24 protein-coding genes and 1 tRNA gene are annotated in these 25,703 nt (G+C 55.4%); 16 read left to right on the top strand and 9 right to left on the bottom strand.

Going from position 1 to position 25,703, the window contains the following annotated elements:
- Positions 1-124: 124 nt before the first annotated feature.
- The 3 genes from ACIQW9_RS13495 to apaG all read right to left on the bottom strand — a co-directional run bounded on the left by ACIQW9_RS13495 (position 125) and on the right by apaG (position 2,708).
- Complete coding sequence (locus tag ACIQW9_RS13495; protein WP_402337785.1) at positions 125-901, bottom strand: enoyl-CoA hydratase; 777 nt, start codon at positions 899-901, stop codon at positions 125-127.
- Positions 902-960: 59 nt separating this feature from the next.
- Complete coding sequence (locus tag ACIQW9_RS13490; RefSeq protein WP_402337782.1) at positions 961-2,169, bottom strand: murein transglycosylase A; 1,209 nt, start codon at positions 2,167-2,169, stop codon at positions 961-963.
- Between the two features lie 164 nt (positions 2,170-2,333).
- Positions 2,334-2,708: a Co2+/Mg2+ efflux protein ApaG gene (apaG, locus tag ACIQW9_RS13485; RefSeq protein WP_402337779.1), complete on the bottom strand. Its 375-nt coding sequence runs from the start codon at positions 2,706-2,708 to the stop codon at positions 2,334-2,336.
- 178 nt (positions 2,709-2,886) lie between these two features.
- On the opposite strand from apaG, the gene rpe reads away from it, so the two are divergent.
- From rpe to trpC, 6 genes are all read left to right on the top strand, one after another.
- Positions 2,887-3,552 (top strand): ribulose-phosphate 3-epimerase, encoded by a 666-nt coding sequence (gene rpe / locus ACIQW9_RS13480; protein WP_402337777.1) that lies wholly within the window; start codon positions 2,887-2,889, stop codon positions 3,550-3,552.
- A gap of 29 nt (positions 3,553-3,581) precedes the next feature.
- Positions 3,582-4,256 carry a phosphoglycolate phosphatase gene (locus tag ACIQW9_RS13475; RefSeq protein ID WP_402338050.1) on the top strand — a complete coding sequence of 225 codons (675 nt, stop codon included), beginning with the start codon at positions 3,582-3,584 and terminating at the stop codon, positions 4,254-4,256.
- Between the two features lie 215 nt (positions 4,257-4,471).
- Positions 4,472-5,968, top strand: a complete 1,497-nt coding sequence (gene trpE, locus ACIQW9_RS13470; protein ID WP_402337774.1) for an anthranilate synthase component I — start codon at positions 4,472-4,474, stop codon at positions 5,966-5,968.
- Complete coding sequence (locus tag ACIQW9_RS13465) at positions 5,969-6,532, top strand: aminodeoxychorismate/anthranilate synthase component II (RefSeq protein WP_402337771.1); 564 nt, start codon at positions 5,969-5,971, stop codon at positions 6,530-6,532.
- A gap of 41 nt (positions 6,533-6,573) precedes the next feature.
- Positions 6,574-7,608, top strand: a complete 1,035-nt coding sequence (trpD, locus tag ACIQW9_RS13460) for an anthranilate phosphoribosyltransferase (RefSeq protein ID WP_402338047.1) — start codon at positions 6,574-6,576, stop codon at positions 7,606-7,608.
- Between the two features lie 40 nt (positions 7,609-7,648).
- On the top strand, positions 7,649-8,449 hold the full coding sequence (gene trpC / locus ACIQW9_RS13455; protein WP_402337768.1) for an indole-3-glycerol phosphate synthase TrpC: 801 nt from the start codon (positions 7,649-7,651) through the stop codon (positions 8,447-8,449).
- Between the two features lie 72 nt (positions 8,450-8,521).
- Here trpC and ACIQW9_RS13450 read toward each other — a convergent pair whose 3' ends face one another.
- The 3 genes from ACIQW9_RS13450 to ACIQW9_RS13440 form a co-directional block, all read right to left on the bottom strand.
- The gene (locus tag ACIQW9_RS13450; protein WP_402337765.1) at positions 8,522-10,318 is read right to left on the bottom strand and encodes a M61 family metallopeptidase; all 1,797 of its coding nucleotides are present in this window, start codon (positions 10,316-10,318) and stop codon (positions 8,522-8,524) included.
- 140 nt (positions 10,319-10,458) lie between these two features.
- Positions 10,459-11,178 (bottom strand): DsbC family protein, encoded by a 720-nt coding sequence (locus tag ACIQW9_RS13445; RefSeq protein WP_402337762.1) that lies wholly within the window; start codon positions 11,176-11,178, stop codon positions 10,459-10,461.
- A 72-nt stretch (positions 11,179-11,250) separates the two neighbouring features.
- Entirely contained in the window at positions 11,251-12,447 is a 1,197-nt protein-coding gene (locus ACIQW9_RS13440; protein WP_402337759.1) for an FAD-dependent monooxygenase, read from the bottom strand.
- Positions 12,448-12,568: 121 nt separating this feature from the next.
- On the opposite strand from ACIQW9_RS13440, the gene ACIQW9_RS13435 reads away from it, so the two are divergent.
- The 3 genes from ACIQW9_RS13435 (at position 12,569) to ACIQW9_RS13425 (ending at position 13,837) form a co-directional block, all read left to right on the top strand.
- Positions 12,569-12,644 (top strand) — tRNA-Phe (locus tag ACIQW9_RS13435).
- Positions 12,645-12,944: 300 nt separating this feature from the next.
- Positions 12,945-13,361 (top strand): YidB family protein, encoded by a 417-nt coding sequence (locus tag ACIQW9_RS13430; protein ID WP_402337756.1) that lies wholly within the window; start codon positions 12,945-12,947, stop codon positions 13,359-13,361.
- 164 nt (positions 13,362-13,525) lie between these two features.
- Positions 13,526-13,837 carry a PsiF family protein gene (locus tag ACIQW9_RS13425; RefSeq protein WP_402337753.1) on the top strand — a complete coding sequence of 104 codons (312 nt, stop codon included), beginning with the start codon at positions 13,526-13,528 and terminating at the stop codon, positions 13,835-13,837.
- Between the two features lie 144 nt (positions 13,838-13,981).
- On the opposite strand, the gene ACIQW9_RS13420 is transcribed toward ACIQW9_RS13425, so the two are convergent.
- Positions 13,982-14,158, bottom strand: coding sequence for a hypothetical protein (locus ACIQW9_RS13420; RefSeq protein WP_402337751.1), 177 nt, complete (start codon positions 14,156-14,158; stop codon positions 13,982-13,984).
- 374 nt (positions 14,159-14,532) lie between these two features.
- On the opposite strand from ACIQW9_RS13420, the gene ACIQW9_RS13415 reads away from it, so the two are divergent.
- The 7 genes from ACIQW9_RS13415 (at position 14,533) to prmC (ending at position 23,050) form a co-directional block, all read left to right on the top strand.
- On the top strand, positions 14,533-15,222 hold the full coding sequence (locus ACIQW9_RS13415; RefSeq protein ID WP_011869772.1) for a response regulator transcription factor: 690 nt from the start codon (positions 14,533-14,535) through the stop codon (positions 15,220-15,222).
- 33 nt (positions 15,223-15,255) lie between these two features.
- Positions 15,256-16,659, top strand: a complete 1,404-nt coding sequence (locus ACIQW9_RS13410; protein ID WP_402337748.1) for a FecR domain-containing protein — start codon at positions 15,256-15,258, stop codon at positions 16,657-16,659.
- Between the two features lie 16 nt (positions 16,660-16,675).
- The gene (locus tag ACIQW9_RS13405) at positions 16,676-19,078 is read left to right on the top strand and encodes a CHASE2 domain-containing protein (RefSeq protein WP_402337745.1); all 2,403 of its coding nucleotides are present in this window, start codon (positions 16,676-16,678) and stop codon (positions 19,076-19,078) included.
- 81 nt (positions 19,079-19,159) lie between these two features.
- Positions 19,160-20,449, top strand: a complete 1,290-nt coding sequence (gene hemA / locus ACIQW9_RS13400) for a glutamyl-tRNA reductase (RefSeq protein WP_402338044.1) — start codon at positions 19,160-19,162, stop codon at positions 20,447-20,449.
- Between the two features lie 125 nt (positions 20,450-20,574).
- Positions 20,575-21,657 carry a peptide chain release factor 1 gene (gene prfA / locus ACIQW9_RS13395; protein WP_402338042.1) on the top strand — a complete coding sequence of 361 codons (1,083 nt, stop codon included), beginning with the start codon at positions 20,575-20,577 and terminating at the stop codon, positions 21,655-21,657.
- 57 nt (positions 21,658-21,714) lie between these two features.
- Complete coding sequence (locus ACIQW9_RS13390) at positions 21,715-22,191, top strand: disulfide bond formation protein B (RefSeq protein ID WP_402337743.1); 477 nt, start codon at positions 21,715-21,717, stop codon at positions 22,189-22,191.
- Between the two features lie 28 nt (positions 22,192-22,219).
- Positions 22,220-23,050 carry a peptide chain release factor N(5)-glutamine methyltransferase gene (gene prmC / locus ACIQW9_RS13385; RefSeq protein WP_402337740.1) on the top strand — a complete coding sequence of 277 codons (831 nt, stop codon included), beginning with the start codon at positions 22,220-22,222 and terminating at the stop codon, positions 23,048-23,050.
- A 21-nt stretch (positions 23,051-23,071) separates the two neighbouring features.
- On the opposite strand, the gene ACIQW9_RS13380 is transcribed toward prmC, so the two are convergent.
- The gene (locus tag ACIQW9_RS13380; protein WP_402337737.1) at positions 23,072-23,596 is read right to left on the bottom strand and encodes a TlpA disulfide reductase family protein; all 525 of its coding nucleotides are present in this window, start codon (positions 23,594-23,596) and stop codon (positions 23,072-23,074) included.
- A 103-nt stretch (positions 23,597-23,699) separates the two neighbouring features.
- Positions 23,700-25,700 carry a M48 family metalloprotease gene (locus tag ACIQW9_RS13375; RefSeq protein WP_402337735.1) on the bottom strand — a complete coding sequence of 667 codons (2,001 nt, stop codon included), beginning with the start codon at positions 25,698-25,700 and terminating at the stop codon, positions 23,700-23,702.
- Positions 25,701-25,703 lie beyond the last annotated feature (3 nt).

Raw genomic sequence — 25,703 nt, 5'->3', positions numbered from 1 at the left:
GCGTTGCGCTGCTTGTTCTGCGACGGGAGCCGAACTATAGCAAGCACCCAAACCCTTTGCAACCCCTTTCGGGAAAATACTTCAATTCTTTTTAAATACTTCTCGAAGTCTTCTTGATCAAGGCTCAAACATTCTTGAATTTAGCTGCGCGCTTCTCGACAAATGCTCGCATTCCCTCTTTCTGATCTTCTGTTGCGAAGGTGCTGTGAAAGAGTCTGCGTTCGAACTGCACGCCTTCTGCCAGCGTTGTTTCATAAGCCCGATTGATGGATTCCTTGATCATCATGACCATAGGCAGCGACATGTTGGCGATAACGGTTGCCGCAACCAATGCTTCTTCCTGCAACTTGTCCGCTGCCACTACGCGCGATACCAAACCGGCACGCTCGGCTTCGGCCGCATCCATCATGCGCGCAGTCAGGCACATATCCATCGCCTTGGATTTTGAAACAGCTCGCGGCAAGCGCTGCGTACCGCCCGCACCGGGAATAATGCCGAGCTTGATTTCAGGCTGGCCGAACTTGGCCGTATCCGCTGCAATAATGAAGTCGCACATCATTGCCAACTCGCAGCCGCCACCGAGCGCATAACCAGCCACCGCTGCGATGACCGGTTTGCGCACGCTGCGAATTTGCTCCCAGTTGCGCGTAATGTAATCACCTTTATATACATCCATATAAGAGTAGGTCGCCATTGCACCGATATCGGCGCCGGCGGCAAAAGCCTTCTCACTGCCGGTAATGATCATGCAACCGATATCGTCATTGGCGTCAAACGACAGCAAGGCCTGTCCCAGCTCATCCATCAATTTGTCATTGAGCGCATTCAATGCCGCCGGCCGGTTAAGAGTGATGAGGCCGACCTTGCCGTGAATTTCGATCAGGATGTTTTCGTATTGCATGAGTAACTCCTATCTATGTATATATAGAGACAATTACAAGGCAACTGCATGGACTGGAGTTATTTTGGCAACAATACCCACATCGCGCCGCGTTGCTTCATGCGGCCAGCCTGTTCGCCGGCCTGCGCGCCAAAACCCCAGAAGTAATCGGCACGGACGGCATTCTTGATAGCACTACCGGTATCCTGCGCCAACACCAGACGCTGCAAGGCAACATTGCTGTTGGGCTGCGTGGTTGAAAGAAAGACAGGCGCGCCCAATGGAATGTATTGCGGGTCAACAGCGATCGAACGCTGCGGCGTCAGGGGCACGCCCAGCGCGCCCTTCGGTCCGACATTAGGATCCGTCACTTTTTCTTCGCGAAAGAAAACGTAGCTGGGATTGGCATTCAGCAGTTCCTGCTGTCGCTTCGGATTGGCTCTTACCCAGGCCTTGATCCCTTGCGCAGATGCCTGATCCAGCGTCAACTCGCCCTTATCGATCAGATAACGGCCTATCGATTTATATGGCTGACCATTCTGGTCGGCGTAGGCCAGCCGCACGATTTCCTTGCCGTCATCCAGTTGCACACGCCCCGAGCCCTGCACCTGCAGGAAGAATGCATCAATCGCATCATCCACCCACAGGATTTCCTTGCCGGCCAGCGCGTTCGACTTGTTCAGTTCAGCGCGCGACGGATAGGCCACCACCTTGTTGCCAACCAAACGACCGCGCACGCGCTGGCCTTTCAGTTCGGGAAAGACACTTGCCAGCTCAATCGTCAGAATATCGTCCGGAGCACCGTGCAAGGGTGTTTGATACCTGCCTCCGCGCTTGCGCGCACCTTGCAGCAAGGGCTCGTAATAGCCGGTGACCGTGCCGCTCAATGAGCCATCCGGATTCGCTACGCGATAAGGCACGAAATAATTTTCAAAAAATTTGCGCGCCGCATCGTCGTCACTCACATCAACATTTGCACCCGCCGCGCACGCGCCCTTCCAGTCAGGACGCCGGACCAATACTGCGCAGGACGCTAAAAAAGCCGGCAAGGCTTCGCGTTGATCATCTGACTTCCAGCCTGGCAGGGCGGCAAAGGTAACCGGGCGCAGGGCGGAATTGATTTCTGTTTTTGGCAATCCAGGCAATTCGGCTGGCGGCGTCACCGGCTTGGCGGGAACAGCCGGAACGATCGGCTCTGACGGCAACGTCGGCTGCTGTCTTGGGGTAGTAGAGCAGGAAACCAGGCCAAGCAGTATGGATGCGAGTAAACTAAGGCGTATGAAAGACATGGGAGTGATTTGCAATGTGGCTATTATTTGTTGAAGCAGGAATCGCACTGGGCCTGTTGGTTTTCATTGTCTGGTGGACCATGTTTTCGGGCCAGAAGCCCAAGAACCCACCGACACAGAAGGCTTCGCCACCAAAGGACAATGCGACCGAGTAAATTGTTCGCTTAATGTAAGGTGCGTGGCAGGGACAGGACGAATTCAGGAATTTTTGCCTCGAATTGTTCGCCGTCTTCCGCCACGCAGAAATATTCGCCGGCCATCGAACCTTGCGGCGTGGCTATCGAGGCGCCGCTGGTGTATTCAAATTGTTCGCCCGGCTGCAGCAAAGGCTGATTACCGACCACGCCCAGGCCGCGCACTTCTTCAATATGGTTATTGGCATCGGTAATGACCCAATGGCGCGAAATAAGTTGCGCCGCTACCTGCCCGGTATTCTTGATGGTGATTGCGTACGCGAATACATAATTGGAGTGCGCCGGATCGGACTGCTCTTCCAGGTACTGCGTATTGACGGTCACGGTAAATTCGTAGGATGCCATTTGATTCCTCTTGTGCCTGCAGCTTTATTCAAAGTACGCAGTTAATTCTTTCACATCATAGCGCGTCCAAGGACTCACTATATAGATGCAGCAGCCCCCTGGCGGCAAAATTCAATGTCGGCGGCGCGCGCTGAGAGCCGCAGGGTAAAATAGCGGCTTCATTTACAAAGTCACGACCATGGCCAACTATCGCATCGCTCCCAGTATTCTGTCCGCCGATTTCGCCCGTCTTGGCGAAGAAGTGCGCAACGTCGTCGCCGCTGGTGCCGACATCATCCACTTCGACGTCATGGATAACCATTACGTTCCAAACCTGACGATAGGCCCACTGGTCTGCGAAGCGATACGCCCGCATGTGCAGGTGCCGATCGACGTGCATCTGATGGTCAAGCCGGTGGATCGCATTGTCCCCGATTTTGCCAAAGCCGGCGCCAACATCATCACCTTCCATCCGGAAGCCTCGGAACATGTCGATCGCACGCTGCAACTGATACGCGACAACGGCTGCAAAGCCGGGCTGGTGTTCAACCCCGCCACACCGCTGCATTATCTGGAACACGTGATGGACAAGATCGACATCATTCTGCTGATGTCCGTCAATCCAGGCTTTGGCGGCCAATCCTTCATTCCACATACGCTGAAAAAAATCGCCGCCGTGCGCAAACTGATCGATGAATCCGGCCGCGACATCATGCTGGAAGTCGATGGCGGCATCAAAGTCGACAATATCGAAGCTGCCGCGCGCGCCGGCGCCGATACTTTTGTCGCCGGCTCTGCGATTTTCGGCAAACCGGACTACAAAGCCGTCATTGATGCCATGCGCAACGAACTGGCCAAGGTATAAATTTGTCTTCCAGCGCAACTGAAAACAAGATGCTGCATGGTATACGCGGCGTCATCGTCGATCTCGACGGCACCATGCTGCATACCGCCCAGGATTTGCACATCACGATAAATCGCATGCGCGCAGACCTAGGTCTGAGACCGCTTGCGCTAGATACGGCCATCAGCTTCGTCGGCAAGGGCGCAGAAAATCTGGTGCGGCAAAGCATAGGTGTGGATTTTTCCAACAGCGAAGTCGAGTTGCGCTTCAAAGAAGCACTCGCCCTGTTCGAGAAACATTATTTCGACGTCAATGGCGAATTCGCCACTGCTTATCCCGGCGTGCATGAAGGTCTGCAAGCCATGCGCGATAAAGGTTTGCGTATGGCCTGCGTCACCAACAAGCCGATGGCATTTACCTTGCCATTGATGGAAAAAACCGGCTTGCGCGATTATTTTGAAATCGTTTACGGCGGCGATTCGTTTGAGAAAAAGAAACCCGATCCCATGCAGCTATTGCAAGTCTGCACAGATTTTGGCTTGAAACCGTCGGAAGTCGTGGCAATCGGCGACTCCATCAACGACTCGCAAGCGGCACGCGCCGCAGGCTGCAAAGTTCTCAACGTTCCGTACGGCTACAACCACGGGCAGGCTATACAAGACGTCGATAGCGATGGTATAGTTTCTTCGCTGCTAGACGCGGCACATCTTATTTCACCAACATAAATCATCATGTCTCTCGACAAAAAACGACTCACAACACCAGGCGCGCATGAGGCCTGGCTATGGCGAGGCTGGCAAATCTGGCGTTGAACGCCACTTGCCGTTGATCGTCCGCACGTTTTTGTATTTTCACCATCCCCGCGCGATCAGCAACGTTTTTTGAACTACTTATCAAAGTACCAAACCGCTCGTCTACAATAGCGGTCCGGAGAGAACCCATGACTGAACTCGAATTCAAATCGCTGGCCACGCAAGGCTATAACCGCATTCCACTGGTCGCCGAAGCATTCGCCGATCTGGAAACGCCGCTTTCGCTGTATCTCAAGCTGGCGCAAACCCAGGGTGATGGCAAAAACACCTTCCTGCTCGAATCCGTGGTCGGCGGCGAACGCTTCGGCCGCTATTCCTTCATAGGCCTGCCTGCCAACACCTTGATGCGCAGCTTCGGCACGCGTGTCGAGGTGGTACGCAACGGCGCCATCGTGGAAACCTTTGAAGGCAATCCGCTGGATTTCATTGCAGAATTTCAGGCCCGCTATAAAGTCGCGATCCTGCCCGGCATGCCGCGCTTTTGCGGCGGCCTGGCCGGCTATTTTGGCTACGACACCGTGCGCCACGTTGAAAAACGCCTCGCGCATACGACACCCAAAGACGATCTCGGCCTGCCGGAAATCCAGTTGCTGCTGACCGAGGAACTGGCCGTCATCGACAATCTGTCAGGCAAGCTCTATCTGATTGTGTATGCAGATCCAACGCAGCCGGAAGCCTATGCCAACGCACGGCAGCGCCTGAAAGACTTGCGCAACAAATTGCATCGCGCCGTCGAAGCGCCGGTCACATCTGCCTCGGTACGCACCGATACCATCCGCGAATTCGACAAAAAAGATTATCTGGCCGCCGTCGCCAAAGCCAAGGAATACGTGATGGCCGGCGATCTGATGCAGGTACAGATCGGCCAGCGCATCAAGAAGCCGTATGTCGATGCGCCGCTGACGCTCTATCGCGCACTGCGCTCCCTGAATCCTTCGCCGTATATGTACTTCTACAATTTCGGCGACATGCAGATCGTCGGCGCCTCGCCAGAAATACTGGTACGCAATGAAACGGTAGCCAGCGGCAAGAAAAAAATCACGATACGTCCATTGGCAGGCACACGTCCACGCGGCGAAACGCCGGAAAAAGACGCCGCACTCGCCAAGGAATTGCTGGCCGATCCAAAAGAGATCGCCGAACACGTAATGCTGATCGACCTCGCACGCAACGATATCGGCCGCATTGCTGAAACCGGCAGCGTATTAGTGACCGACAAGCTGGTGATCGAAAAATATTCACACGTGCAGCACATCGTGTCCAACGTCGAAGGCACGTTGAAAGCCGGCTTGTCGAATCTCGACGTATTGAAAGCTACCTTCCCGGCCGGCACCCTGTCCGGCGCGCCGAAAGTACGCGCGATGGAAATCATCGACGAACTGGAACCGACCAAGCGCGGCATCTACGGCGGCGCATGTGGCTATCTGTCGTTCGGCGGCGAAATGGATCTGGCAATCGCGATCCGCACCGGCGTCATCAAGGATGGCATGTTGTACGTGCAGGCTGCTGCCGGCATCGTCGCCGACTCGGTACCCGAGATGGAATGGCAGGAAACCGAGAACAAGGCCCGCGCCGTATTACGCGCTGCGGAACAGGTGCAAGATGGTTTGGACGGGGAGATTTAAATGTTACTGATGATCGATAACTACGACTCCTTCACCTATAACCTGGTGCAGTATTTCGGTGAACTCGGCGAAGAAGTCGTCACCGTGCGCAATGATGAAATCACGCTGGAAGAAATCGAGGCCTTGAAGGCAGATCGCATTTGCGTCTCGCCCGGCCCCTGCACACCGCATGAAGCAGGCATCTCGATTCCGGTGTTGCAGCACTTCGCCGGCAAATTGCCCATCCTCGGCGTCTGCCTCGGACATCAGGCGATAGGCGCAGCCTTCGGCGGCAAGGTGATACGCGCACAGCAAGTCATGCATGGCAAGACTTCCTTAATTACGCATACCGGCGTCGGCGTGTTCAAGGACTTGCCTAGCCCGTACACGATCACTCGCTATCACTCGCTGGCGATCGAACGCTCTTCGCTGCCGCCCTGCCTGGAAGTAACGGCATGGACAGACGATGGTGAAATCATGGGCGTGCGCCACAAGGATTTCGATATTCAGGGTGTGCAGTTCCACCCTGAATCCATCCTGTCCGAACACGGTCACGCGCTGTTGAAAAACTTCCTCGTCCGCTAATGGATAACGCTGGTCGCCATTTGAATACAGAAAGCATCGCCATGCCGATTACCGATCAAGAAGCCCTGTTGCGCTGCATCGATCATCGTGAAATTTTCCACGATGAGATGCTCCACCTGTTCCGTAAAATCATGCGCGGCGACATGTCGCCCGTCATGATCGCGGCACTGACCATGGGCTTGCGTGTAAAGAAGGAAAGCATAGGCGAGATCGCTGCTGCGGCGCAGGTCATGCGCGAGTTTTCCACCAAAGTTCCATTGGTCGACACCACCAATCTGCTCGATATCGTCGGCACCGGCGGCGATGGCGCCAACACTTTCAATATTTCTACCGCGTCGATGTTTGTTGCCGCAGCTGCCGGCGCACGCATTGCCAAGCACGGTGGTCGCAGCGTGTCGTCATCATCAGGCAGTGCCGATGTACTGGAATCGCTAGGCGCCAATATCAACTTGAAGCCTGAGCTGGTAGCGGAGTCGATTGCACAAACCGGCATCGGCTTCATGTTCGCACCGAATCATCACGCAGCGATGAAACACGCGGCACCGGTGCGCAAGGAATTGGGCGTACGCACGATCTTCAATATTCTCGGCCCGCTGACGAATCCGGCTGGCGCGCCGAATATTTTGATGGGTGTCTTCCACGCCGATCTGGTTGGCATTCAGGTGCGCGTCTTGCAACGCCTGGGCGCACAGCACGCAATCGTGGTCTGGGGCCGCGACAATATGGATGAAGTGTCGCTGGGCGCTGCCACCATGGTCGGTGAGCTGATCAACGGCGAAATCCGCGAATATGAAATCCACCCGGAAGATTTCGGTTTACCGATGATTGCCAGTCGCAATCTGAAAGTGGCGGACTCACTGGAATCGAAAGTGAAAATTTTCGAAGCGCTGGACAACGTCAATGGTGCCGCACGCGATATCGTCGCGCTGAATGCAGGTACCGCGCTGTACGCAGCCGGCGTTGCCAGCTCTATCGCAGATGGCTTGAGCAAAGCACGTGTAGCGATTGCTTCGGGCGCTGCACGCGCCAAGCTGGAACAATTTGTTAGCGTCACGCAAGCGCTGGGCAAAGCCTGACACAACTGCGTGATTGCACCACTATTTGAATTGAATCAATATGTCCGACATTCTGAATAAAATCCTGGCCGTCAAAGCCGACGAAATCTCCGCAGCGAAAAAATATCGCAGCCTGGCAAGTTTGCGCAGCGAAGTCGAAGCGGACAAGGATGCGCGTGCGGCCATACGCAATTTTGAAGGCGCCTTGCGGCAGAAAATCGCTGCCGACCATGCCGGCATTATTGCGGAAATCAAAAAGGCATCGCCTTCCAAAGGCATTATCCGTCCGGATTTTCAGCCCGACCAAATCGCTGCCAGCTACGCGCAACATGGCGCGGCCTGCCTGTCGGTGCTGACGGATGTGCAATTCTTCCAGGGCTCGCCGGATTATCTGAAACAGGCGCGCGCCGCTTGCGGCTTGCCGGTCTTGCGCAAGGATTTCATGATCGATCCATATCAAATTTATGAAGCGCGTTCCTGGGGTGCCGATTGCATCTTGCTGATCGTCGCCGGTCTGGATCACGGCTTGATGGCTGAACTGGAAGCCTGCGCGCACGAGCTAGGCATGCATGTGCTGGTGGAAGTGCATAACGCTGAAGAACTGACTGCCGCCTTGCGCTTGAAAACTACTTTGCTGGGCGTGAACAATCGCAATCTGCGCACCTTTGAAACATCCTTGCAAACCACGCTGGATTTATTGCCACGCATCCCGCCGGAAAAACTGGTGATTACCGAATCCGCCATCGTCACGCCGGACGATGTGAAAAAAATGCGCGACGCGGACGTACATGCATTCCTGATCGGTGAGACTTTCATGCGCGCCCCCGATCCGGGCCTGGAATTGAGCCGCCTCTTTAGCTGAATACAATAGTCAAAACAAAACGCCGTTAGTGTTGCACTAACGGCGTTTTTTATTGCGCGATGCAATCAATCGCTACGCTTGCGCCAGCCATGCCTGACGCAAGCGTACTGCAGCAACCGGTTTGTCTTCGGTGACAAGACTCACAGCAGGCGCATCGGGAGCGGCTACGGTCGCGGTAAAAATCAGCAGCTCATCTCGCCGGAAAGCATGAATGCCGATTTTGTCGCCGATGCGATAGCGATTCAAGAGTACATCCAGATTATTCGCATTCACACGCAAACCATCGATCGCCACCAGTACATCGCCAGCCGACAAGCCGGCGCGATGCGCAGCGCCAGTTTCATAAATCGCCGCAATTTTGCAATCATTGCCGTCGCGCGTAGTACGCATGCCCAGGCCTGGCTTGCCGTTTTTACGTTCGTCATTCAGTGCGATACCGAATGGCGCGAGCAATTTCGCCAGCGGGATATCTTCGGTCCCGCGCACCCAGCGATCCAATACGCGCTGCAATTTCAAGCCTGTTACGCTATCGAACAGCGCATCGACTTCGGCATCGTTCACGCCGCGTCCTTCCTTGCCGTCCTGATAGAAATCGCGGCCATATTGCTGCCACAAGGCCAGCATCACATCGTCCAGCGATTTTTTTCCTTTTGTTTCGGCACGTATCGTCAAATCCAGCGCCATCGCCACCAGTGATCCCTTGGTGTAATAACTGACGATGGCATTGCTCGCATTTTCATCCTGCCGGTAATACTTGACCCACGCATCGAAACTGGATTCCGCCACGCTTTGCTTGCGCCGGCCACTGCCGCGCAAGACGCTGTTGACGGTTTTGGCGACCTGCTTCAGATAAGCCGGTGCATCGATCACGCCGCTGCGTACCAGCATCAGATCATCGTAGTAACTGGTGAAGCCTTCAAACAGCCACAACAAGGAGGTATAGCCTTCCATCTTCAAGTCATACGGCACGAACGCGGCCGGCTTGATGCGCTTGACGTTCCATGTATGGAAATATTCATGACTGCACAAACCGAGAAAGGTGCGATAGCCATCGCTCATTTCCGGCTGCCCCTTGACCGGCAGATCAGCGCGCGAACAGATCAGCGCAGTCGATGCGCGATGTTCGAGCCCGCCGTAACCGTCGCCGACCACCATCGTCATGAAAACGTAGCGATCCACCGGTGCACGTTTGCTCTTGGGTTCAAAGAATGCAATTTGCGCTTCACATATTTTTGTCAGATCCGCTGTCAGGCGCGGCAAATCGAGATTCGGCACGCGGCCGGTAAACACGACATCATGTTGCACGCCATGCGCCTTGAACGTCGCCAAAGCGAAGGTTCCCAGCTCGACCGGATGATCAATCAACTCATCATAATTCGATGCGATATACGTGCCGAAGCCATAACGCCTGGCGTCCAGTTGCCGCATCGCAGTGGCGACACGCCATTTGTCATAGTCGCTGCCTTGCGGCTTCTGAATGTCCACAATGTGCACACTGTCTTCCCGATCTTCGACGCGCAGGAAAACGCTGCTGCCATTGAAAAAACCGTGCGTTTGATCCAGATGCGCAGTGCGCACCGACAAATCCCACGCATACACCTCATAACGCACAGTCAGCGTTCCCTCGCATTCATCCGCGATCCATGTGTGTTTGTCGAGTTTGCTCAGGCCGATTTTTTTTCCGTCGGATTCAGCGCTGATTTGCACGATATTTTTGGCAAATTCTCGCATCATGTAACTGCCCGGAATCCATGCCGGCAAAGAGAAGCATTGCCCGATCGGATCCGGCTGATTGACAGTAACCGTTACCGCATACAGATGCGCAGCCAGATCTTTTGGAACAATGGTGTAGTAAATTGCGTTTTTCATTCGGTGCCGTTGGGAAGTGCAATAGCGCTAGTTTAACGGCATCCGGCTGTCGCCGCAGAAATGCACGGGAATGCGATCAATATGTACAAATAAAAACGGCCACGCTTGCGTGACCGTTTTTCAAGCATGTGTATATGTATTTATTTGAGAGAAAGCAGTTTTGCTTCCAGCGCCTTCGCATCGATTGCGCCGGGAACACGTGAACCGTCGGTGAAAATGATGGTCGGCGTGCCGGTTACTTTCATGCTGCGTCCGAGCGCCAGCACTTTTTCATGCGGCGTAACGCAGTTATCCGAGGCGCTTGCCGGCGCCTTGCCGTTCAGCATCCAGTCATCCCAGGCTTTGTTGCGGTTCGCAGAACACCAGACATTGCGCGACTTGGTAATCGAGTCCGGTGACAGGATGTTGTACATGAAGGTGTAGACAGTAATGTCGTTGATGCCTTCCAGCGTCTTGCGGAATTGTTTGCAATAACCGCAATTCGGATCTTCAAACACGGCAATCACACGCTTGCCATTGCCCTTGACCTGTTTCATCGCGGCTTCCAGCGGCAAGTCGCTGAAAGCAACCTGGTTGAGTTCATCCAGTCGCGCCTTGGTGTAATCCTGATACGTTTTGGTATCGACCACACGACCGACGAATAAATATTGCGCTTTCGCATCGGTATAAATGATGTCGCCATTTACCTGTACTTCAAACAAGCCTGAATACGGCGTTTTGGTTACCGATGCCACTTTGGCATCGCTGCCCAAACGCGGTTCAATCGCTTTTCTTACTGCCGCTTCCTGAGCAGTTTCTGCAAATGCAGTAGCAAAACTCAAACCCAGCACTACTGCAATTACAGCCTTGAATATGTTCATATTACTTTCCATTTAAATTTTTCAGCAGAGGTTGTCGCGCAGACATCAAAAAAACTTATTGAAGTCAGCAGATCAGGGCTTGCCCAAGGCATGGCCAATCAAGCGCCTTTTTAGGACAGGCAAACGGTTCACCAAGTTCAACCCGAAATTGCGCGCGATGCGCAGCGGCTCGAATTCCGTACCGAACAAACGTGCCAAACCATCGGTTGCCAATTGCATCAGCAGTATATCTTCCTTGCGTGAGCGTGCGTAACGCGACAACACGCGCGCATCGCCGCAATCACGATCCGCTCCGCGTTCGGTCACCGCTTTGATCAGACCGGCAACATCGGCAAAGCCCAGATTCATTCCGTGTCCGGCAAGCGGATGCACGACATGTGCAGCATCGCCTATCAAGGCCACGCGCGCGGCGGTAATTGAATGAGGGCGGATCAAGGCGAGCGGGAAAGACTTTACTATTTCCGGCTGCAAGGGCGACAAGCTGCCTAGTTGTTCCGCCGCCAATATGCTCAGACGCGCAGCCATTTGCGCCAACGATTCCTGCAACAGAATATCGGCTAGGGCATCAGGTGCCGACCACACCAGCGAAACCTGATTGCCCGGCAAGGGCAGCAGCGCGATGATGCCCTCAACCGGGGAGAACCATTGATGTGCCACACCATGATGCGGTTTTTCGCATGAAAAATTACTCACGATGGCACGCTGGCCGTAAGGCCGATAATCAAAATCGATCTCGCACTGCGTACGCACCCATGATTGACCGCCATCGGCGCCGACCAGCAATTCAGCGCTGAGCGTATCGCCATTATCCAGTTGCACGCTGGCGGCGCTTGCATTTGCCTGCATGCTGAGCGCCCGGCCATGGACCATGCGTACATTCGACGCGAACTTCAATGCCGCATCGAGCGCCTGATTCAAATTGCGATCTTCGACTATCCAGGCCAACGCGCCCACGCGCGCGCCGTAAGCATCGAAGGCCAGTACGCTGGCGGTATCGCCCTTGACCACCATCGCGTCAACCGTTGCCACGCGGGATGCGTCCAGCGCCTCCCACACTTTTACGCCGGACAATAAATCATGCGCGACATGATTGACTGCATAGACGCGCGCGTCCCAGGCTTGCGGGACTGCAGTAGCAACCGGCACGGACGCGCCAACGCGCGGCGGGCTCAACAGCGACACTTTCAAACCCGCTTGCGCAAATCCTAGTGCAGCCACTTTGCCGATGGCGCCATCGCCAATAATGCAAATGTCGCTTTGTATATGCATAAAGCCTATCCGTAAAAAAAGGGAAACTTGCTCGAGTGCTGCCATTATAACGGCAGCTTATCGATAAATTTTGCATGAGGGCCTTGCATATTCCGATAGGTTTGCTATACTTGCGCCCCTTGGCCTGGTAGCTCAGTCGGTAGAGCAGAGGATTGAAAATCCTTGTGTCGGTGGTTCGATTCCGCCCCGGGCCACCAAAGAAATCAAGCACTTAGCCCACCCTCACCGGTGGGCTTTTTGCTTTCTACCATTCCCTCCCCAAAAAAATTCGATCACGCGGCATTTGCGCTTTGCATCCAGCCTGCAAATTTATTTTTGCCAGCACCAATTACCATCCGGCACCCGCCTTCCAAAACCCTGATTCGGCTCAAATCGGCAAGCAGAAAAATTAATCAACAAGATATCTTTTTGACTTAGTATGGCCGAAGTGGGTCGCAGGCTCGCTGCCCACATCGTGCCGATACGACACGCATTGTTTGCTATTTTCGGAGGGTGTGATGGGATTACTCGATCAATTAGCAGGGCAGGTAATGGGTTCGCTGGGCGCGCAAAAACAGGATTCAGTCGCACAAGGCGATTTAATGGGTGGCGTAATGGCTCTGATTAATGGCGCCGGCGGTCTTCCAGCGCTATTGCAGCAATTGCAGGGGAGCGGCTTGGGGGACCAGGTCGCGTCGTGGATAGGCACTGGTGAAAATCAGGCGGTCTCGGGCGATCAGATCAAGAATGCCCTGGGCGAAGACAACATCCAGCAAATTGCACAGCAGGCAGGTGTGGAACCTGAGCATGCGTCAGCCGGTCTTGCCCAGCTTTTGCCGCAAATTATTGACAAGCTCACGCCGAACGGGCAAGTTCCTCAAGGCGATCTGCTGGAACAAGGATTAAGCATGCTGAAAGGCAAATTCCTTCCCTAGTTGGATTGTGATAGAGGCTTGCCCGCTTCTATCAACAAGGTTGGAGCAACACGTGTCAACCAAATGGCGTCTCTGATTGTTGTAGTTAAGGCAGCACGGTAGTAGTCATCTCAATACTTTAAATAAAAAAGTGTTTTCCGATTACCCATACTTGAGAGGTTCCAATGAATAAACTTCTAGCGTTTCTCGTTTCCACAACGTTTGCCGCATGTGCGTTTGCCGCAGATCCTGCCACTGCTCCCGCACCGGCAAAATCAGCGCAACAAACAAAGATGACAACCTGCAATAAGGAAGCGACCGGCAAAAAAGGCGATGATCGTAAAGCGTTCATGAAAGAATGCCTCAGCGGCAATCCAAAAGTAAGTCCGGCACAGCAGGCGCAACGCGACAGGATGAAATCCTGCAATGCAGATGCCAGTGCAATGAAGGGTGAAGAACGCAAGAAATTCATGAAAACCTGCCTATCCAAAAAATAGACAAGCTGACGGTTCACACTGAACCTGAAATAGAAAATGGCAAGGCGCTTTGTGCGCCTTGCCATTTTTTATGGCCTGAAACGAATACGCGAAAGTGCCCACTCTCCCGCATCAAGGTTTAACCGCTTATCCGGCACCCTGTATTCACAATAAAGTCCAGCCAAACAGCATTTGCAACAGGGACATGCCACCCAGAATAAGCAGGGGGACGCCGATGGAAAACGCGAGCAGGGTCAGAATATCAAACTCGGCATCCCTTAATTCAGCCTTGGAATGTGCGATATGAGGGAGATGCAAGGAATCAAATAGATGTATTTTCATGATTGCCTCCGGTCAGTTCCAAACTCTCGGTTGCTGCTATTTCAGTATAAAAAATCGCACCAAACAATCAACGTCTTTTCAATCAGCTTCGCAACAGGCAAAAGCTTGCATGCACACTTCCATTCAAGGTCGTTCAAACACGGAAAATGAGGTGGGTCCGCTGCATTTCATTGAGTTACCCAATTTATGAGAGTAAATTTCATCGGTACATCAAGTAAGCGAAACACTGACATGATGCAAAAAAACAATAAATCACGACATTCAGCCCCGTAATTTGTGAAATATTGTCACATCGGAACAGATGGGGTCCCAGTGCCAGAATACTTTGTTAAATTAGGGCGTCGTAATACAACTTGCTCTCAAGCACCAAAAATATGCGAATAGCTGTACTCGATGATGACCGTAGCCAGACAGATTTAGTCTGTCAGGTACTTAGTGCCGCTGGCCACTTCTGCCACCCTTTCCAAAGTGGCAAGGAACTGCTGAATCAATTGCGGCGTGAGAGTTTCGATATGCTGATTATCGATTGGCAGGTGCCGGATCTGAGCGGCGCCGATGTCTTGCTCTGGGCACGCGAAAAACTATCGCCCAATCTACCCGTTCTGTTCATGACCAGCCGCTCGGGCGAGGATGACATTGTTGCCGGCCTGGCCGCTGGCGCCGACGATTACATGATCAAACCGATACGTCGCGGCGAATTGCTGGCACGCGTGCAGGCATTGTTGCGCCGCGCCTATCCGAGCCAGAACCCGATCGAGCAGATCCAGTTTGGCAACTTCATATTTGAAGCGCGTACCGGACGTTTGACGATGTCGGGCACGCCTATTGAAGTGACGCAAAAAGAATTCGATCTTGCTTTGCTGTTTTTCCGCAATCTCGGCCGTCCGTTGTCACGAGCCTACATTCTGGAAGCAGTATGGGCGCGTGATGTGGAAATTCCGTCGCGTACGATGGATACGCATGTATCCAGAGTTCGGAGCAAGTTACAATTGCGTCCAGAACATGGTTTTCGGCTCGCTCCGGTGTATAGCTACGGTTATCGACTGGAGCAGATGACAGGTTAGCAAGGCGCACCAAGGGTTGCGCGGAGAGAGAACATGCGCATTTCCCTTCACAAATTGATTCTGGTTGCAGTCCTGACGCTGAGCAGTCTGACTGCCGCCGGTTCATTTGCCTCCACACAAACACCCGGCAACATTACCGTTCAAACGTCCGGCATCACCTATTATGCGCAGGCGGGTGACACGCTGATGACGATCGCGCAAAAGCTGACAACCAGGAATGCCAACTGGGTTACGCTAGGCAAAATCAATCAGATCAATAAAGACAGCAACATTCCGGTTGGCAGCGCCATCTTCATTCCGTCCGAACTGCTGGCCGATGAAGCAAGCGAAGCAACTGTGATAGCCCGTAACGGCGTCATCACCGCCACATCTGCAGATGGCGCTTCGGTTTCGCTGGACATCGACAGCAAAATCACCGAAGGCATGAAAATCAGCACCGGCATCAACAGCTTTCTGACCTTGTCTCTGGCCGACAAATCACGCATTTCCCTGCCATCCAACAGCAGCGTGCTGGTGGCAAAATTACGCAAAGCCCTGTACACCGGCAGCCCGCGCACCGAACTCAAACTCTTGCGCGGCCGCATCGTCTCGCGCGTGTCGCCACTGAATATCAATAAAGGACTCTTTGAAGTGCGCACGCCACTGTCGGTGGCCGGCGTACGCGGCACGCATTTCCGCGTCAGCCTGAACGATCAGAAAGTCACGACCGAGGTACTGGACGGGCAGGTAGCAGTCGGCTCGCTACGCACGCCGGAAGCACTGATGCTGCCTGCTGCCAAAGGCAATCTGATCACCCGCGAAACCATCGGACCGGCGATTGATTTGCTGCCGCCGCCGCAATTTTCCGGTACGCCGTACAGACAGGGAAGCACTGCAAAATTTGTCCTCACACCGATCGCCGGCGCGCGCGCCTATCACGTACAAATTGCACAGGATGCCGAGATGCTGCACCTGCTGGCAGAAGGCAGCAGTAACGGTAGCGAGGTCGCTATTAGCAATATTCAGGAAGGCGAGTATTTCATCCGCGTTGCCGCTATCGATAAATCCGGTCTGGAAGGTATGCCGCGCACACTTGCCGCCAACATCCGCAATCGCAGTGAAGCACCACCGGTTCAGGCAGCACCATCCGTCATCAATGGCGGCCCGAAGGAACTGGCGCTACGCTGGCCCGGCTCTACCGACCAGAAATACAATGTTCAGGTGGCACGCGACCCTGAATTCGGCTGGCTCTTGTTTACCAATAGCGTTGCCGGCAATGAAATCCGCCTGCCTCGTCCCTCGTTCGGCACTTACTTTGCCCGCGTGCAAAGCGTCAACGCAGATGGCAGCACCAATCCTTTTTCTTTCGTGCAGACATTGATTGTGACGGATCAGTGGATCATCAACGATGGACATCCGCTTCATCCGAAAGAAGTTTCGCGTAGCGCTACCCGATAAACAGCTCAAGCACTTGATGAAAAAACGCTGGCTCTCCCCACTTGGGCGACGTCTTGCACTACGCGAATGGCTGGTGCTGTCCATCATCCTGCTGACTATCACCGCCATTCTCGGCTGGCAAAACGGCCTCGGACGACTGGATCAGGCGCGCTACGATCTGTTTTTATCCACCAAAAGCGCAGCGGCAAACGAAGACATCATCATCGTCGCAATCGACGATTACAGTCTGTCCGAACTCGGCCGCTGGCCTTCCTGGTCGCGCGCAACACATGCAGAACTGATCCAGCGACTGAACCGGGCCAAGCCGCGCGCCATTGGCTTCGATGTCATCATGTCCGAAGCCGAACCACATCAGCCGGGCGCCATCTCCTCCGGCGACCAGCAACTGGCTGCCGCATTGAGGCAAAGCGGTCGTACTGTTTTGCCGGTCACGATGACCAATGCCGGTCGCGGCCTGACTGTCAGCCTGCCGACACCCGAACTGGCAAGTGCAGCGCATGCGCTCGGCCATATCAATCTGGCGTATGACAGCGATGGCGTGGTACGCAGCGTCTTTTTACGCGAAGGGCAGTATGGCGTATGGTGGCCGCAATTTTCCGCTGCATTGCTGGCGACCGGCAATCCGGCACAAGCTGCCCGCATGCCGGCTCCAGACAAGGAAGCTCCACCACTTTCCGGCATCGACAATTGGCAACGCGCCGATCAAATGCACATTCCGTTTACCGGCAGCACCGGCCATGTGCGATCAGTGCCTTATGTGTCGGTCTTGCGCGGCGAAGTTCCGGATGAATTCTTCACCGACAAGTACGTGCTGATAGGCGCCACCGCACTGGGGATGTCGGATTCCTATCCCACGCCTGTTTCAGGGTCTACGGGCGCGATGCCTGGCGTTGAAATTCACGCACAGATACTGAGCAGTCTGCTGAACGGTGAGCGTATACGCCTCGCAAGCGCCTGGGAATCCATGCTGTTTACCGTGATGCCGGTGTTCATGGCCATGCTGGGTTACCTGCTGCTGTCGCCACGCCGCGCCCTGTTTGCGGCACTCACCTGGCTGTTGATCACCGTTGCCGCCAGCTATATCGGCTTGTGTTACATGGGTATATGGCTGCCGCCATCGATCGCCCTCATCGCCATCACCATCTCGTATCCGCTATGGAGCTGGCGTCGGCTGGAAGTGGCCATCGCTTATCTGGGACAGGAGTTCGACCGCCTCAACAAGGAACCGCATTTGCTGCCGGAGCAACAGACTGCGGTGCCCAGCATGGAAATGACCGACGTCCTGGAGCAACGTATTTCGGCCATGGAAAATGCAGCGCGGCGCGTACGCGATCTGCGCCAGTTCGTGTCCGACAATCTGGATAATTTGCCCGATGCGACGCTCGTCACGACCATCGATGGCCGCATCCTGCTCGCCAACAAGCATGCAAACAACTATTACTGGGGCATCGGCTACGATGCAGTGTGCGGGCTTTCCGTCATCGAGCTGCTGCAACAACTGAAGATGCCGCAGCCGGTCGATCAAGCCGCCAATCTGTCTTTCAACTGGCCGCAACTGCTTGATCTTGAGCGTGCGGCAGCACTAAGCAACGGCATCTCTGTACAGGATCACAAAGGCCGCGACCTGCTGGTCAAGAGCGCACCCTGCTATTCGGCCGACAATCTGCTGACCGGCTGGATCGTCAGCATTCTGGATATTTCCACGATACGCGCCGCCGAGCGCAGTCGCGATGAAACCTTGCGTTTTCTGTCGCATGACATGCGCGCACCGCAAGCCTCCATTCTGGCACTGCTGGAATTGCAGCAGGAAAGCTCTTCCGCCCTGTCACAGCAGGAACTCTTTATGCGCATCGAAAAAGCCTGCCGCAAGACACTCGGCCTGGCGGATAATTTTGTGCAACTGGCGCGCGCAGAATCGCAGGAATACCGTCTGGAAGAAGTCGACTTCCAGGACATGCTGTTCGATGCCGCAGATGAAATGTGGTCACTGGCAAAAAGCCGGCACATCGATCTGCAGGTGGATATTGCAGAAGGCGAATATCCGGTCAATGTGGATCGCGTATTGATGACCCGCGCCTTGACCAACCTGATTTCCAATGCCATCAATTACAGCCCGGATCACACCAACATTCAGTGCTCGGCCTGGGGGCAGCAGCTGGACGATCAGAGCCATGTCGTGTGCAACATCCGCGATCATGGTTACGGCATAGCCGAAGCCGATCAGGGCAAGCTGTTCCAGCGTTTCCAGCGTGTTGATTTACCCAACCAGCCACGTCATGACGGCGTCGGACTGGGGCTGGTATTTGTGAAGACCGTCATCGAACGCCACCACGGCGAAATCCGCTTTAGCAGTACGGCAGGCAAAGGCACGACCTTTTCGCTGACCCTGCCGCTCTGCCACGTCGATTCATTGCCGTAATACTGTCTTACGGCAATGCCCTTGTGTCATAGTGCAACAGGCTATAATACGCAGAGCCCACTACGGATATTCGTGCCACAAATGCAACTGCTCGCCGTCGGCCTCAATCACACTACCGCGCCGGTTTCTCTGCGCGAAAAGGTAGCCTTTCCCGCTGACCAGCTCGGTCAGGCGGTGGCGTCCGCGCGCGCGTGGTACGGCCGCAGCGACAGCAAGACATATTCCGACGAAGCCGCAATTCTCTCGACCTGCAATCGCACCGAACTGTACGCTGCCAGCCACCAGCCGGGCGGTGTCAACGAAGCGATCGATCTCACCGCGCATTTCCTCGCCGATTATCACAAGCTGCCGTATGCGGAATTGCGCCCTTATCTGTACGCGCTGCCGCAAGACAATGCAGTACGCCATGCATTCCGCGTCGCCTCCGGCCTCGATTCGATGGTGCTGGGAGAGCCGCAGATTCTGGGGCAGATGAAAGATGCGGTAAGGCGGGCGGAAGCGGCCGGCGGACTCGGCACCTATCTGCATCAAATGTTCCAGCGTACGTTTGCCGTCGCCAAGGAAGTGCGCAGCAATACTGAAATCGGTGCGCACAGCGTGTCGATGGCCGCCGCTTCGGTGCGTTTGTCGCAACGCATCTTCGATACCATCGCGGAACAGAACGTACTGTTCATCGGCGCTGGCGAAATGATCGAACTATGCGCGACGCACTTCGCCGCCCAGAATCCGAAATCGCTGACCATCGCCAACCGCACACTGGAACGCGGCGAAACGCTGGCGCATCGCTTCAACGGCCGCGCCATACGCCTAGCCGATTTGCCGGATCAGCTGGCCAGCTACGACATCGTTATTTCATCGACCGCTTCATCCCTGCCCATCATCGGGCTCGGCATGGTCGAGCGCGCCATCAAGGCACGCCGTCACAAACCGATGTTCATGGTCGATCTGGCCGTGCCGCGCGATATCGAAGCGGAGATTGGCCGCCTGGATGATGTGTTTCTCTATACCGTCGACGATCTTGGCACCTTTGTACAAACCGGCATGGAAAACCGCCAGGCCGCAGTCACGCAAGCGGAAGCCATCATCGAAACACGCGTGCAATCGTTCATGCACTGGATCGATGCACGCGCCGTGGTGCCGGTCATCCAGGACTTGCGCGAATCCAGCGAAACCATGCGCATGATAGAGCTGGAACGCGCGCGCAAACTGCTAGCCAAAGGCGAAGACATAGACGCCGTACTGGAAGCCTTGTCGAAAGGCTTGACCGCAAAATTCCTGCATGGCCCGCAACAGGCCTTGAACAATGCCCAGGGCGACGAACGCGCACGCCTTGCGGCTCTGCTGCCGCAACTGTTCCGTACCAAACGCTAGCGACGCTGTCTCCGCTTTCTGCACGCTGCTGCAGACTCATTTGCAAAATTATTGTTTGCCGTCCGTTTCACCCGACACGCGAACACTGCCCGAACACCCTCCGCATACCAGACTGAAAAATCATGATGAAACCTTCCATGCTCGCCAAGCTCGATCAATTGACCGAACGGCTGGCCGAATTGAATGTGCTGCTGATGCAGGAAGACGCCACGTCCAATATGGACAACTATCGCAAGATGACGCGCGAGCATGCCGAACTCGGCCCGCTGGTCGCGCTGTACGGCAATTACACGCAGGCTGACAACGACATTAAGGATGCGCAGGGCATGTTGTCCGATCCGGACATGAAGGAATTTGCACAGGAAGAAATGGCTGCAGCTAAGGCACGCATGGAACAGCTCGAAATCGATCTGCAAAAAATGCTGCTGCCGAAAGATCCCAACGACGAGCGGAATATTTTCCTGGAAATCCGCGCCGGCACCGGCGGCGACGAGTCGGCATTGTTTGCCGGCGATCTGCTGCGCATGTACACACGCTTCGCCGAACGCAATCGCTGGCAGATCGAAATGGTGTCGGAGTCCGCCTCGGAAGTCGGCGGCTACAAGGAAGTGATCGTACGCATAGTCGGCAACGGTGCGTATTCAAAATTGAAATTCGAATCCGGCGGCCACCGCGTGCAGCGCGTGCCGGCAACCGAAACACAAGGTCGCATCCACACCTCCGCCTGCACCGTCGCCGTGATGCCTGAAGCGGACGAAGTGGAAGACGTCAACATCAACCCGGCGGATTTGCGCATCGATACCTATCGCGCCTCCGGCGCTGGCGGCCAGCACATCAACAAAACCGATTCGGCGGTGCGCATCACGCACATTCCGACCGGCATCGTGGTCGAATGCCAGGACGATCGCAGCCAGCACAAGAACAAGGCCTCGGCATTGAAAGTCCTGGCCGCGCGCATCAAGGATGTGCAATTGCGCGAGCAGCAATCGCAGGAAGCCGCAACGCGCAAATCACTGATCGGCTCGGGCGACCGCAGTGAACGCATACGCACGTATAATTTCCCGCAAGGCCGCATGACCGATCACCGTATCAACCTGACTTTGTACAAGCTCGATTTCATCATGGATGGCGATCTGACCGAGCTGACCAATGCGCTGGCGGCGGAACACCAGGCCGATTTGCTGGCCGCACTGGGCGATGCCATCTGATGCAACTATTTTCATGACTTCCACTCATACCGTGCATTGTTTTTCCAGGATAGTACGATGAAAAATTCCAGACCCGTTTTGTTCGCAGTCGCCTTTATATCCCTGCTGCTGCTGGCAGTGGCGCTCTATCTTCAGCATGCGGAAAACATGCTGCCTTGCCCGCTGTGCGTGATCCAGCGTTACGCCTTCGCCGCTATCGCATTGATTTGCCTGGTCACGGCCTTCCGCACGGAAGCCACCGCCAGAATCGGCGCGGCACTGGCTGCGCTGACATCGCTGGCAGGCGCCGGTGTCGCCGGCTGGCATATCTACATCAAGGCGCATCCGACCGTATCCTGCGGTATCGATCCGCTGGAAACTTCGCTGAACACGATTCCGACCGCGAAGCTGTTGCCCTTCCTGTTCCAGGCCGACGGTTTGTGCTCCACTGCGTATGCGCCCATCATGGGCCTGTCGATACCACAATGGTCGCTGGTCTGGTTTATCGTCATCGCGCTCTTCCTGCTGCATACGGCATTCCGGAAAAAGTCTTGATGCGATTCCTTGCACGGCCATCACAACCATGACGTCCATCCTTGCCGGCGACACGATCGCAGCCATCATGCGCCGCGCACCGGTAGAGCAACTCGAAGCGCGCATGCTGATCGGTCACGTCACGCAGTTGTCGCGCGTACAGTTGATTACCAACGCCGAACGCGTGCTGAATGCCGCTGAAGCGCAGCAACTTGCAACGCTGTTTGCACGCCGCATGGCCGGCGAACCGATTGCCTACCTGCTCGGCGAACGCGAATTCTACGGTTTGTCGTTTCAAGTCAGCCCAGCCGTACTGATTCCGCGGCCGGATACCGAATTGCTGGTCGAGCTGGCCTTGCAGCGCTTGCCGCCACAGGGCCGCGTGCTGGATATGGGTACCGGTTCGGGCGCCATTGCCATCGCCATTGCGCATACCCGACCTGATGCAATCCTAACGGCGCTCGATGTCAGCGAAGCCGCACTGGCAGTGGCATCCGCCAATGCGAGCCGGCACAATGCCAGCGTGGAGTGTTTGCGCAGCGACTGGTTCACTGCATTGGGTGAACGGCAATTCGATCTGATCGTATCCAATCCACCCTACATCGTCGCCGGCGACCGGCATTTATCGGAAGGCGATTTGCGCTTCGAGCCGATAGACGCGCTGAGCGATCATGCCGACGGCTTGTCTGCCTTGCGTATCATCAGCGCGCATGCAGCAGACCATCTATCCGACGATGGCTGGCTCTTGATGGAACATGGCTACGATCAGGCTGCCGCTGTGCGCAGCTTGCTTGAGGAAAATGGTTTTGGAGAAGTGCAAAGCTGGCGCGATCTAGCGCAGATCGAACGCGTCAGCGGCGGGAAGAAATCCCGCGCATAATTTAAAACGGTAGCGCCAGAATCAGACTGCCAGCGCTTTTTCCAGCAACTGGTGCAGGGCGGCGAAATCAGGTTCGCCGACATACTTCTTGATGACGTGACCATTCTTGTCTATTACCAGCGTGGTTGGCGTCAGCTGGATATTGCCAAACGATTTTGCCAGCTCGCCTTGCGTATCGAGCGCCACGGTAAACGGCAACTTGCGCGTTTCGACAAAATTCAACACATAGTTAGGCGGATCGTAAGCCATCGCGACCGCGATGAACTCCAGCCCTTGCGCATTGTATTTATTAAAAGTCTCTACCATTTCCGGCATTTCCTTCACGCATGTCGTGCAGGAAGTTGCCCAGAAATTGATCATCACCACTTTGCCGCGCAAATCCTGCGAGGTGATTTTCTGTCCCTGCAGATTGACGAAGGTTACATCCGGAATCGCTTCCTTCTTCGATATCGAAAGATAACCGACCACAGCCAGCGCCACGATAATGAGCAAGATCACTATCTTGAGCCAGTTGCGTTTTTGAGTTGCAGGAACTGATGTTTGCATAATCGACAATCCGGGATGTTGCTTCTGTGTTTTATATCTGTATCGCTGCGCCCATTATAGTCAGGTCAGGCGGATCACGTGGGAAACGCTTGCGCTGCAGACATCAAGCATCCGGCCAGCCGGATGCCGCATATACCTCGGCAACGCGCGGTGGCATCGGCGCATCCAGCGCCGCGCACATCGCACGCAACAGATCGGCGGCAAGCAGCGGGATTGCTGCATGCTCCCCGACCATCGCCAGCAGTGCCTTGATCAGGGCCGGCTTGGCCAGCGGCGTCAGCTGATTGCTGCGATCAAGCGCGGTTTTGACGATGCCGAAATCCAGACCATGCGCAGCGAGCAAATCCCGTTCCGACAGGCTCAACTGCGGACATGCAATCGCCGCCTGCATGAACAGAGCGACTGCCGGCTGATGCAACAAGGGCGCCATCACATGCGCCGTCAGTGAAAACAGCACCGCGCATTCAAGCTGCAGTTCCGGCAGCGACTGGAACCTGACCGGCACGACACGGCCGGCATGCCTGTCGAGACGGCGCGTGAGCACGGTTTGCAAAACAAACTCATCCAGACTGATGCGCTGGTCGGCAGCGATAAGGCGAGTGACATTCGCCAACAGCGATGCACGCTCAGAAAGCGTGAGCTGGCGCAAGGCCGGCATGACCAGATCCAGCAAAGGCAAACGTGCATGACCCGGCAGCTGCGCTAACACAAGCAGCAGCGCGGTGACTTGCTCTGCCTGCGCCGGCAACTGAGCCTGCAGATGGGCCGACAGCACGGCGGACCTATCGTTTGCTGCGGTAGAGCGCAACAGCAACAAGGCATACACGAGCGCCGTCGCCGCATGCGGATCGCGCACCGCCTGGTCTATTTCTGGCGCCAGCCGGGCTCCTTTCGGTGCACCATGCCCATAAGCATGCGCCGCCGTTTGCGCAATCGCCGCACTGGCTGCCTGCATGTCCAGTTCGCCGGCAGCAAGGCCCGCCGCGACATACGGAAGATCCGGCAAACGTTCCGGAGCGACAGAAAATGCTGTGCTTGCGTCCGTCGCTTCCGGCACATCCAGCAGCGCGACATCGCGGCCGTAAATACGCCGCAGCCGTTCGCGCAAAGGAGGGTGGGTCGCCAGCCATCCTGCCAGCAAGCCGGGCCGCACCGCATTCAAAAACAAATGCGATAACTGCTCCGCGTTCGGATGCCGGATCTGCGCATCGGCGCCGCCACGGCGCGTGAGTCCACCTATCTTGCGCAAGGCATTGCCCAAACCATCCGGGTTGCGGGTGAATTGAATCGCACTGGCATCGGCCAGAAATTCACGCTGCCGCGACAGCGCCGATTTGATGATCCGTCCGCAAAAAATCCCGATATAACCAATCATAAACAGTATGCCGCCGACGACCCACACGGCTATATGCAGTGGCGTACCTTTGCCATTGCGTTCGCCGGCATCCACTGTCTGCCAACCGAAGCTCATCAAATGCCGGCCGAAGCCGGCAATCATCTGTATCCCGAACAGCACACCGATCAGGCGCACATTCAGGCGCATGTCGCCATTCAGGATGTGGCTGAATTCATGGCCGATCACGCCTTGCAGTTCATCGCGCGTCAGACGCGTAAGCGCACCATGCGTCACCGCGATCACTGCTTCGTTCGCGTTATAACCGGCAGCGAACGCATTGATCGACGTTTCACGCGCCAGCACATACACTCTGGGGCAGGCAATACCGGATGCCAGCGCCATTTCTTCCACCACATTGAGCAAACGGCGTTCACGCGCATCCTCCGTATTCGGCGCCACGACCGTGCCGCCCGCCATGCGCGCCACCGCATCGCCGCCGTCGCGCAGATTGAACATTTCGATCAGGGTACCGCCGGCTATCAAACCGAGAGTAACCAGAGTATTGGTAGCGAAAAATCCTTTCGGATAGGAATGGGGGCCGCTCAAAGGCTGGCCCTGCGCCCAGATGAAGAGCAGGGCCAGCGCGAGGTTAACCGCGAGGACGATCGCCAGCACCGCCAGCGCGAACAGAATCACCAGCGTCCGGCTCTGGCGTCGCGCGTGATCCTGCTGTTCAAAGAAATTCATGTGGAAGGACGATGCGCGCATGTG

This window comes from Herminiimonas sp. NPDC097707, assembly GCF_044761395.1.
GTDB lineage: Bacteria > Pseudomonadota > Gammaproteobacteria > Burkholderiales > Burkholderiaceae_D > Oxalicibacterium.
The sequence above is the reverse complement of the archived record's forward strand: the minus strand, read 5'-3'. Positions and strand labels throughout refer to the sequence as shown.

What these genes read in the sequence shown, in the direction of transcription:
- ACIQW9_RS13495 (WP_402337785.1), bottom strand. Translation starts at nt 901, where the DNA reads ATGCAATACGAAAACATCCTGATCGAAATTCACGGCAAGGTCGGCCTC.
- ACIQW9_RS13490 (WP_402337782.1), bottom strand. Translation starts at nt 2,169, where the DNA reads ATGTCTTTCATACGCCTTAGTTTACTCGCATCCATACTGCTTGGCCTG.
- apaG (WP_402337779.1), bottom strand. Translation starts at nt 2,708, where the DNA reads ATGGCATCCTACGAATTTACCGTGACCGTCAATACGCAGTACCTGGAA.
- rpe (WP_402337777.1), top strand. Translation starts at nt 2,887, where the DNA reads ATGGCCAACTATCGCATCGCTCCCAGTATTCTGTCCGCCGATTTCGCC.
- ACIQW9_RS13475 (WP_402338050.1), top strand. Translation starts at nt 3,582, where the DNA reads ATGCTGCATGGTATACGCGGCGTCATCGTCGATCTCGACGGCACCATG.
- trpE (WP_402337774.1), top strand. Translation starts at nt 4,472, where the DNA reads ATGACTGAACTCGAATTCAAATCGCTGGCCACGCAAGGCTATAACCGC.
- ACIQW9_RS13465 (WP_402337771.1), top strand. Translation starts at nt 5,969, where the DNA reads ATGTTACTGATGATCGATAACTACGACTCCTTCACCTATAACCTGGTG.
- trpD (WP_402338047.1), top strand. Translation starts at nt 6,574, where the DNA reads ATGCCGATTACCGATCAAGAAGCCCTGTTGCGCTGCATCGATCATCGT.
- trpC (WP_402337768.1), top strand. Translation starts at nt 7,649, where the DNA reads ATGTCCGACATTCTGAATAAAATCCTGGCCGTCAAAGCCGACGAAATC.
- ACIQW9_RS13450 (WP_402337765.1), bottom strand. Translation starts at nt 10,318, where the DNA reads ATGAAAAACGCAATTTACTACACCATTGTTCCAAAAGATCTGGCTGCG.
- ACIQW9_RS13445 (WP_402337762.1), bottom strand. Translation starts at nt 11,178, where the DNA reads ATGAACATATTCAAGGCTGTAATTGCAGTAGTGCTGGGTTTGAGTTTT.
- ACIQW9_RS13440 (WP_402337759.1), bottom strand. Translation starts at nt 12,447, where the DNA reads ATGCATATACAAAGCGACATTTGCATTATTGGCGATGGCGCCATCGGC.
- ACIQW9_RS13430 (WP_402337756.1), top strand. Translation starts at nt 12,945, where the DNA reads ATGGGATTACTCGATCAATTAGCAGGGCAGGTAATGGGTTCGCTGGGC.
- ACIQW9_RS13425 (WP_402337753.1), top strand. Translation starts at nt 13,526, where the DNA reads ATGAATAAACTTCTAGCGTTTCTCGTTTCCACAACGTTTGCCGCATGT.
- ACIQW9_RS13420 (WP_402337751.1), bottom strand. Translation starts at nt 14,158, where the DNA reads ATGAAAATACATCTATTTGATTCCTTGCATCTCCCTCATATCGCACAT.
- ACIQW9_RS13415 (WP_011869772.1), top strand. Translation starts at nt 14,533, where the DNA reads ATGCGAATAGCTGTACTCGATGATGACCGTAGCCAGACAGATTTAGTC.
- ACIQW9_RS13410 (WP_402337748.1), top strand. Translation starts at nt 15,256, where the DNA reads ATGCGCATTTCCCTTCACAAATTGATTCTGGTTGCAGTCCTGACGCTG.
- ACIQW9_RS13405 (WP_402337745.1), top strand. Translation starts at nt 16,676, where the DNA reads ATGAAAAAACGCTGGCTCTCCCCACTTGGGCGACGTCTTGCACTACGC.
- hemA (WP_402338044.1), top strand. Translation starts at nt 19,160, where the DNA reads ATGCAACTGCTCGCCGTCGGCCTCAATCACACTACCGCGCCGGTTTCT.
- prfA (WP_402338042.1), top strand. Translation starts at nt 20,575, where the DNA reads ATGAAACCTTCCATGCTCGCCAAGCTCGATCAATTGACCGAACGGCTG.
- ACIQW9_RS13390 (WP_402337743.1), top strand. Translation starts at nt 21,715, where the DNA reads ATGAAAAATTCCAGACCCGTTTTGTTCGCAGTCGCCTTTATATCCCTG.
- prmC (WP_402337740.1), top strand. Translation starts at nt 22,220, where the DNA reads ATGACGTCCATCCTTGCCGGCGACACGATCGCAGCCATCATGCGCCGC.
- ACIQW9_RS13380 (WP_402337737.1), bottom strand. Translation starts at nt 23,596, where the DNA reads ATGCAAACATCAGTTCCTGCAACTCAAAAACGCAACTGGCTCAAGATA.
- ACIQW9_RS13375 (WP_402337735.1), bottom strand. Translation starts at nt 25,700, where the DNA reads ATGCGCGCATCGTCCTTCCACATGAATTTCTTTGAACAGCAGGATCAC.